This window comes from Micromonospora haikouensis, from assembly GCF_900091595.1.
Lineage (GTDB): Bacteria > Actinomycetota > Actinomycetes > Mycobacteriales > Micromonosporaceae > Micromonospora > Micromonospora haikouensis.
This window is the reverse complement of record NZ_FMCW01000054.1, coordinates 19,861-27,163: the sequence shown is the minus strand read 5'-3', so window position 1 is coordinate 27,163 and position 7,303 is coordinate 19,861. Positions and strand designations below refer to the sequence as shown.

Below are 7,303 nucleotides of genomic sequence, written 5' to 3'. Positions count from 1 at the left end.
GGGCCTGGACCCCGACCCGATGGGCGCGTACGCCCGCTCCGGCTACTTCGAGAAGATCCGCGCCGAACGCGTCGGCGGCCGGCAGGCCGGCTGGGGTGCCTGACACCGGCGGGCCCGACGACCTGGCGTGGGGGGACCGGGAGTCGGCCGAACCGTGGCACGACCTCGCGCTGGGGCGGTGGTCGGCCCGGCTCACGGCGCGCGGGATCGAGGACGTCCGGCTCGACGGGCGGCGGGTGCTCACCCGCGTCCTGCACACCGTGCGGGCCACCGACTGGTCGACCGAGCGGGCGGCGCTGACGTACACCCTCGCCCCGGCGGGCCGGGACGGGCCCGCCGCCACGTTCACGGCGCGCTACCCGGGGCACGGTCTCGACCTGCGCGGCGAGATCCGGGCCGTCCCCGACGGCTTCGACGTCGCGTTCGAGTCCCGGCCCGCCGGCACCCGCACGGTGCGGGTCAACCGGGTCGGCCCGGCCGTCCTGCACCCCGGAGACCAGGCCGGACGCCCGGTGCGCGGGCGCCCGGGCGGGCTCCCGGCCGGGTTCGCGTTCCCCCGGCACGTCGCCCGGTCGCCGGTGTTCGCCGCCGGCGACCGGATGGAGCTGGACCTCGCCCCCACCGGCGTCGTGCTGGAACTCGACGGCGGCGAGTTCGAGGTGGAGGACCACCGCGACTGGTCCGACGACGGCTTCAAGACCTACACGCCGCCGCTGGCCGCGCCCCGACCGATCGTGCTGCGCCCCGGCGACGTGCTGCGCCACCGGCTCCGGATCACCGCCGCCCCGACCGCCCCGGGCCCGGCCCGCGCCCGCCCCCGCCGGCCCGACGCGGCCACCCCGGCCGGCGTCATGCCCCCGCTGGGGCTGCAGCACTCCGGGGGAGCGCTGCCGCCGGCCGCCCTCGCGGCCGTCGCCGAGCTGCGGCCGGCCTTCCTCCACCTGACCACCGACCTCGCCCACCCCCGGTGGCGGGAGCTGCTGGCCGCCGACGCCACGGCGGTCCGCGCGCTGGACGTGCCGGTCGTGCTCACCCTCGTCGCCGACCCCACCGACCCCGGGCCCGCCGCCGAGCTGCCCGGCCTGCTCGACGGCCGGCTGACCACCGTCCTCGCGTTCGACGCGGGCACTGCCCGCACCTCCGCCGCGCTGGTGCGCGCCCTGCGCCCCCGCCTCGGCGCGGGCGTGACGATCGGCGGCGGCAGCCGCGCCCACCTGGCCGCCCTGCTCGCCGCGCCGCCGGTCGACGAGCTGGACGTCGTCACGTTCCCGATCGCGTCCTGCGCGCACGACGTCGACCGGGCCGCCGTGCGATCGTCGCTCGACAGCCACCCCGCCGTGCTGGCCGCCGCCACCGAGTTGGCGGGCGGCCGGCCGCTGCTGGTCGGCCCGGTCGGTCACCTGCCGTACTGGGACTCGTGGGGGGCGGCCACGCCCGGCCCCGCGTACGGCTGGGGCCCCGGGCTCGCCCGGCAGCGGTCGGTGTTCCACGCCGCCTGGACGGTGGCCGCGCTCGCCGGCTTCGCCGCCGCCGGGGTGGCCCGCGTGTCGCTGTGCCACACCACCGGCCTGCGCGGCGTCGGCGAGCCGGCCGGCGACGCGTTCGCCGCGTACCCCGTGTGGTTCGCGCTGCGGGAGCTGGCCGGCACGGCCGGCTGGCGGCGGCTGCCCGGGACGCCGCCGCCGGGCACCACCGGGCTGCGGCTGCGCGGCCCGGCCGGCGGGCTGGACCTGCTGGCCTGCCTCGCCGACGACCCGCCCGCCAGCGGTTTCCCGCCCACCGCCGAGGTGCTGCACGCCGTGGCCGGCACGCTGCGCCGCGAACCGGCCCGCACCGCCGGCACGCCCACCCCCTGCGTGGTGGTCGACCGGCAGCCACGAGGAGGACAACCATGAGGTACGCGCTGCTCGGCCCGTCCGGTATCCGGGTCTCCCGGATCGCCCTGGGCACGGCGACCTTCGGCGTGGCGCCCGACGCCACCCGCGCCGACGCCGTCGTCGGCGCCGCCCTCGACGCCGGCATCAACCTGGTCGACACCGCCAACGCGTACGGCAACCTGCCGCACTTCGACCGCCCCGGCGTGCCCCCGGCGGCCGAGCGGGAGTCGGCGGAGGAGATCCTCGGCCGGGCCCTGGCCGGCCGCCGCGACGACGTGGTGCTGTGCACCAAGGCGCAGGAGCCGGTCGGCCCGGGCGTCAACGACCGGGGACTGTCCCGCCGGCACCTGTTCGCCCAGCTCGACCGCAGCCTGCGCCGGCTGCGCACCGACCACGTCGACGTCTTCTACGCCCACCACCCCGACCCGGCCACCCCGTTGGAGACCACCCTCGCCGCGCTGGACGACCTGGTCCGCGCCGGCAAGGCCCGGCACTGTGCGTTGTCGACGTTCCCGGCCTGGCAGACCGTGCACGCGCTGTGGATCTGCGACGATCGGCGGCTGCACCCACCCGTCGCCCTCCAGGTGCGCTACCACCTGTTCGCGCGGGGCGTGGAGGCGGAGATCGTCCCCCTCGCCGACAGGTTCGGGCTGTCGGTGGTGGCGTTCAGCCCGCTCGCCGGGGGGCTGCTCGCCGGGGCGGCGGCCCGCACCAGGGCGCACGCGGGGGAGTCCCGGTGGGGCGGCGGCGCGTTCACCCCGTCCCAGCAGGCCGCCGCCGCGCAGGTGGAGGAGATCGCCGCCGCCGCCGGGCACCGCGCCGACGAGCTGGCCGTCGCCTGGCTGCTGTCCCGGCCCACGGTGGCCGCCGCGATCGTCGGCGCGGAGAACCCCGAGGAGGTGGCCGCCGCCGGTCGCGCTGCCGCCCTGATCCCGGACGCGGAGGTGCTGGCCCGCCTCGACGCGATCGACGTGGCCGAGATCCGCGAGCCGAAGCCCCGGACGGCTCGGCCCACCGCACCGGGCCTCTGACCGACCCTCGACCACGTGTCGCGCCCGCCGGGGCGGGGCGTGCGGCGGCCCGGCCCCGAGATCGGGGCCGGGCCGCCGCTGCGGTCAGGCCGCCTCGCTCCAGGGCACGGTGAACCGGTGCGCGCCGGAGCCGACCTCCGTCGGCGCGGCGCCGGGCAGCTCGACCCGCGCGGTCGCGCCGGGCGGCACCGTCACCTCGACGGCCAGCTCGCCGTCGGCCAGCCGCCAGCCCACCGCCGCCGGCCCGTACGGGGTCAGCAGCGCGGCGCGGGCGTGCCGCAGCCCGCCGCCCGGCCGGGGCCGCACCAGCAGCCGGCGGTACCCGGGCTCGGCCGGGGCGAGGCCGGCGACCGTGCGGTGCAGCCAGTCCGCCACCGCGCCCAGCGCGTAGTGGTTGAACGACGTCATCTGCCCCGGGTTGACCGTGCCGTCGGGCAGCAGGCTGTCCCAGCGCTCCCAGATCGTGGTGGCGCCCGTGGTCACCGGGTACAGCCAGGACGGGCAGTCGGTGCTCAGCAGCAGCCGGTACGCGGTCTCCACCTCGCCGTTGTCGGCGAGCGCGTCGCAGATGGCCGGGGTGCCGGCGAACCCGGTGGCGATGCGCCAGCCGGCCTCCTCGACCAGCTCGGCCAGCCGCCGGGCCGCCGCCCGGCGCGGGCGGCCGGTCGGCACGAGACCGAACCGCAGCGCCAGCGCGTACGACGTCTGCGCGTCGTTGTCGAGCAGCCCGGAGGGCAGCACGTACCGGCGCTGGAACGCCTCGGTGACGGCGGCGGCGAGGGCGGCGTAGCGCTGTGCGTCGGCGTGCCGCCCGAGCACCTCGGCCATCCGGGCGAGGACCCCGGTGGAGTGGGCGAAGTAGGCCGTGGCGACCAGGTAGCGGTCGGCCTTGGCGTCCTCCGGGTCGTCCGGCGGGGCGGTCGGGTCGAGCCAGTCGCCGAGCTGGTAGCCGCTGTCCCACAGGTGGTCCGCGCCGGCCCGCTGGTCGACCAGGTCGACGAACGCCTTCGCGCTGGCGTACTGCCGGGCCAGCACGTCGCGGTCGCCGTAGCGCTCGTAGAGCGTCCAGGGGGTGAGCACGGCGGCGTCGCCCCAGACCGCCGTCGGCTGCGGCGGCTCCCACCTCGGCGCGGGGATGCGGGGCACGAAGTACGGCACGGTCCCGTCGGGCAGCTGCTCGGCGGCCAGGTCGACCAGCCACGACGAGAGCATGCCGGCGCAGTCGTACAGGAAGGCGGCGGTGGGGGCGAAGACCTGGATGTCGCCGGTCCAGCCCAGCCGCTCGTCGCGCTGCGGACAGTCGGTCGGGATGTCCAGGAAGTTGCCCCGCATGCTCCACACGACGTTGTCGTGCAGCCGGTTGACCAGCGGGTCCGAGCACTCGAACGTGCCGGTGCGGACCATGTCGGTGTGGTGGACCCGGGCCACCACCGCCGCCGGGTCGAACTCGCCGGGCCAGCCGGTGACCTCGGCGTAGCGGAAGCCGTGGAAGGTGAACCGGGGCTCCCACGTCTCGACGCCCCCGCCGCGCAGCGTGTACGAGTCGGTGGCCTTCGCCCCGCGCAGCGCCCGGACGAACAGTTCGCCGTCCTGGAGCACCTCGGCGTGGCGCAGCCGCACCGTCTGCCCGGCCGGGCCGGTGACCGTGATCCGCAGCCGGCCCACCAGGTTCTGCCCGAAGTCCAGGATGATCCGCCCGTCGGTGGCGTCGACCACCTCGGCCACGGGCACCTCCTGCACGCAACGCACGGGCGGGCCGGTCGGGGCGACCCGGGCCGCCGTCGGGCGGGGCAGCACGCGCACCGGGGTCCAGCCGTCGGCGGCGAAGCCGGGCGAGGACCAGCCGGTGGGCTCGCGGCGGGCGTCGTGGTGCTCGCCGTCGAGCAGGCCGGAGGCGGTCAGCGGCCCGGTCGCGGCCCGCCAGGAGCCGTCGGTGGCGACGAGCTGCCGCCGGCCGTCGGCGTACTCGATCTCCAGCTGGGCGAGCAGGCCGATCCGGCTGCCGTAGACGGTGCGGTGGCCGCCGTGGAAGCCGAGGCGGCCGGCGTACCAGCCCTCGGCGAGCCAGCCGCCGACGGCGTTGCGGCCCGGCCGCAGCAGCCCCGTGACGTCGTAGGTCTGGTAGCGCAGTCGGTGGTGGTAGCTGGTCCAGCCCGGGGCGAGGGTCTGGTCGCCGACGCGGGCGCCGTTGACCTCCAGCTCGTAGACGCCGAGGGCGGTGGCGTAGATCCGGGCCCGGGTGACCTCGCCGGTGACGTCGAACTCGTGGCGCAGCAGCGGCGGGGGCTGCTCGACCGTGGGGTCGACCGCCCAGTCGGGGGAGACGAACTCCGCCTGCCAGTCGTCCGCGTCGAGGCCGGCCTCCACGGTGGTCGGGTCGCTGAACGGCGTGGGCTCGTCGGCGTCGGCACCCCAGACCCGTACGCGCACCTCGCACCGCTCGCGGGGGCGCAGCGGCGGCGCGGGCCAGGGCACCAGCACGCAGTCGGCCGAGTCGAGGCGGCCGCTGCGGTGAGCGGCCCGGTCGGGCCCGGTCACCTCGACCTCGTAGCCGACCTGCCGCCAGCCGGCGGGGGCGTCGGTGACGCGGAACGAGAGCCGGGGGGCGGGCTCACCGATGCCGGTCGCCGGGTCGACGTGCGCGACGCGGGGCGCCTGGACCGTCGTCCGGGGTGCGGGGTCGGCGTTGCTCATGGGCTTCCTCTCGACCGTCCGGTGGCACCGGGTACGTTACGAGTCAATGAAAGGTTTCACAAGTGTCGTGCCGCAGGTTGTCGAGTGGTAACGCCGCTTGACCGGCGGTGGGGACGGGCATAGCGTGGGGTCGCAGATTGAAACGTCTCAGCCCCGGTTCGGTCGCCGCCGTGCCGCTGACCCGCCCCGACGCGCGGTCCGCCCCACGGCGGGACGGCCGCGGGGCGCGCACCCCCGAGGAGAGCGTGTGGGGTCCCTGGTGGGAATCCAGATCGGTGCCATCTCCTTCGTCGACGAGGGCGTCGACCAGGTTCTCGACATCGTCGGCGAGGCCGCGGCGGTCGACGCCGTGTTCGTGGCGACCCAGTCCTTCGACCGTGGCCTGCAGGGCCGGCAGGTGGTGAGTCGCCCCTGGCCCGGCCACGGCGCCCGCGAACTCGACCACCACCACGTCGGCGGCTCGTACGTCACCCAGCACCCGGAGTTCTACGCCAACACCGCGCTCGGGCCGTTCCGCGCCCCGGACCGCGAGGTCGCCGGCTTCGACGTGCTGGAACAGGTCATCCCGGCCGCCCGGCGGCGCGGCATGAGGGTCTACTCGTTCGTCCTGGAGAACACCCACTCCGGGCTGACCCGGCACGTGCCGAACTGGCCGAAGGTCCTCCAGGTCGACGCCTGGGGCCGCGCCGACCCGTACGCCTGCGTGCGCAACCCCGACTACGTCGCCTGGTGGCTCGGCCTGATCGAGGACCAGCTCAAGAGCTACCCGCTGGACGGGCTCATGTTCGGCTCCGAACGGCACGGCCCGCTCGGCAACGTCCTGGGCGACGGCGGCTTCGCCCGCGACGGCAACCCGTACTGCTTCTGCCCGCACTGCGAGGCCGCCGGCCACCGCCGCGGCATCGACGTGCGCCGGGCCCGCGAGGGGTACGTCGCGCTGCACCGGCTCGCCCACGGCGGGGCCGACCCCGGCGGCGACAGCGGCTTCGTGCGCTTCCTGCGCCTGCTCACCGAGTACCCGGAGATCCTCGCCTGGGAGCAGCTCTGGACCGACGGCTTCGAGGCCCTGCGCCGCCAGCTCTACGGCACCGCGAAGTTCCTCGCCCCGCACGTGCAGGTCGGCTGGCACGTCTGGCACCACAACTCGTTCTCCCCGCTCTACCGGGCCCAGACCGACTTCGCCGCGCTCGCCGAGTACGCCGACTTCGTCAAGCCGGTGCTCTACAACAACTGCGCCGGATACCGGCTGCACCACCACATCCGGCAGGTGGCCCGGAGCATCTTCGCCGGGGTCGACGAGCAGACCCTCTACGACCTCTACCGGGGCGTGCTCGGCTACGACGAGGCCGTCCGGTTCGACGACCTGCCCGCCACCGGCCTGTCCGCCGACTACGTCACCCGGGAGACCCGCCGCACCGTGACCGCGGTCGCCGGCCGGGCCGCCGTGTACCCGGGGCTCGACCTCGACGTGCCCACCCCGGAGCACGTCAAGAAGACCAGCCCCGAGGAGGTCCGCGCCTCGGTCACCGCGGCGCTCGACGGCGGCGCCGACGGCATCATCCTGTCCCGCAAGTACTCCGAGATGCGGCTGGACAACCTCGCCGCCGTCGGCGACACCCTGCGCGCCCGCGCCTGACCCGCTGCCGGAGACGAATCGGGGCGGGGACCCGTGCAGGGTCCCCGCCCCGATCGTCGTGGCGA

Annotated in this window: 4 protein-coding genes; 3 read left to right on the top strand and 1 reads right to left on the bottom strand. The window is 76.6% G+C overall.

Annotated features, from left to right (window positions below):
• Nucleotides 1-95 precede the first annotated feature (95 nt).
• Together GA0070558_RS31330 and GA0070558_RS31325 are read left to right on the top strand one after the other, a co-directional pair.
• Nucleotides 96-1,895 (top strand): D-apionate lactonase family protein, encoded by a 1,800-nt coding sequence (locus tag GA0070558_RS31330; RefSeq protein WP_091286764.1) that lies wholly within the window; start codon nt 96-98, stop codon nt 1,893-1,895.
• Complete coding sequence (locus tag GA0070558_RS31325) at nt 1,892-2,908, top strand: aldo/keto reductase (protein ID WP_077939672.1); 1,017 nt, start codon at nt 1,892-1,894, stop codon at nt 2,906-2,908. Before GA0070558_RS31330 ends, GA0070558_RS31325 begins: the two co-directional genes overlap by 4 nt.
• A gap of 84 nt (nt 2,909-2,992) precedes the next feature.
• Here the strand turns inward: GA0070558_RS31325 and GA0070558_RS31320 are convergent, their stop codons facing one another.
• Nucleotides 2,993-5,602: a glycoside hydrolase family 78 protein gene (locus tag GA0070558_RS31320; protein ID WP_091286760.1), complete on the bottom strand. Its 2,610-nt coding sequence runs from the start codon at nt 5,600-5,602 to the stop codon at nt 2,993-2,995.
• 247 nt (nt 5,603-5,849) lie between these two features.
• On the opposite strand from GA0070558_RS31320, the gene GA0070558_RS31315 reads away from it, so the two are divergent.
• Complete coding sequence (locus GA0070558_RS31315; RefSeq protein WP_091286757.1) at nt 5,850-7,238, top strand: hypothetical protein; 1,389 nt, start codon at nt 5,850-5,852, stop codon at nt 7,236-7,238.
• The last annotated feature ends 65 nt before the right edge of the window (nt 7,239-7,303 follow it).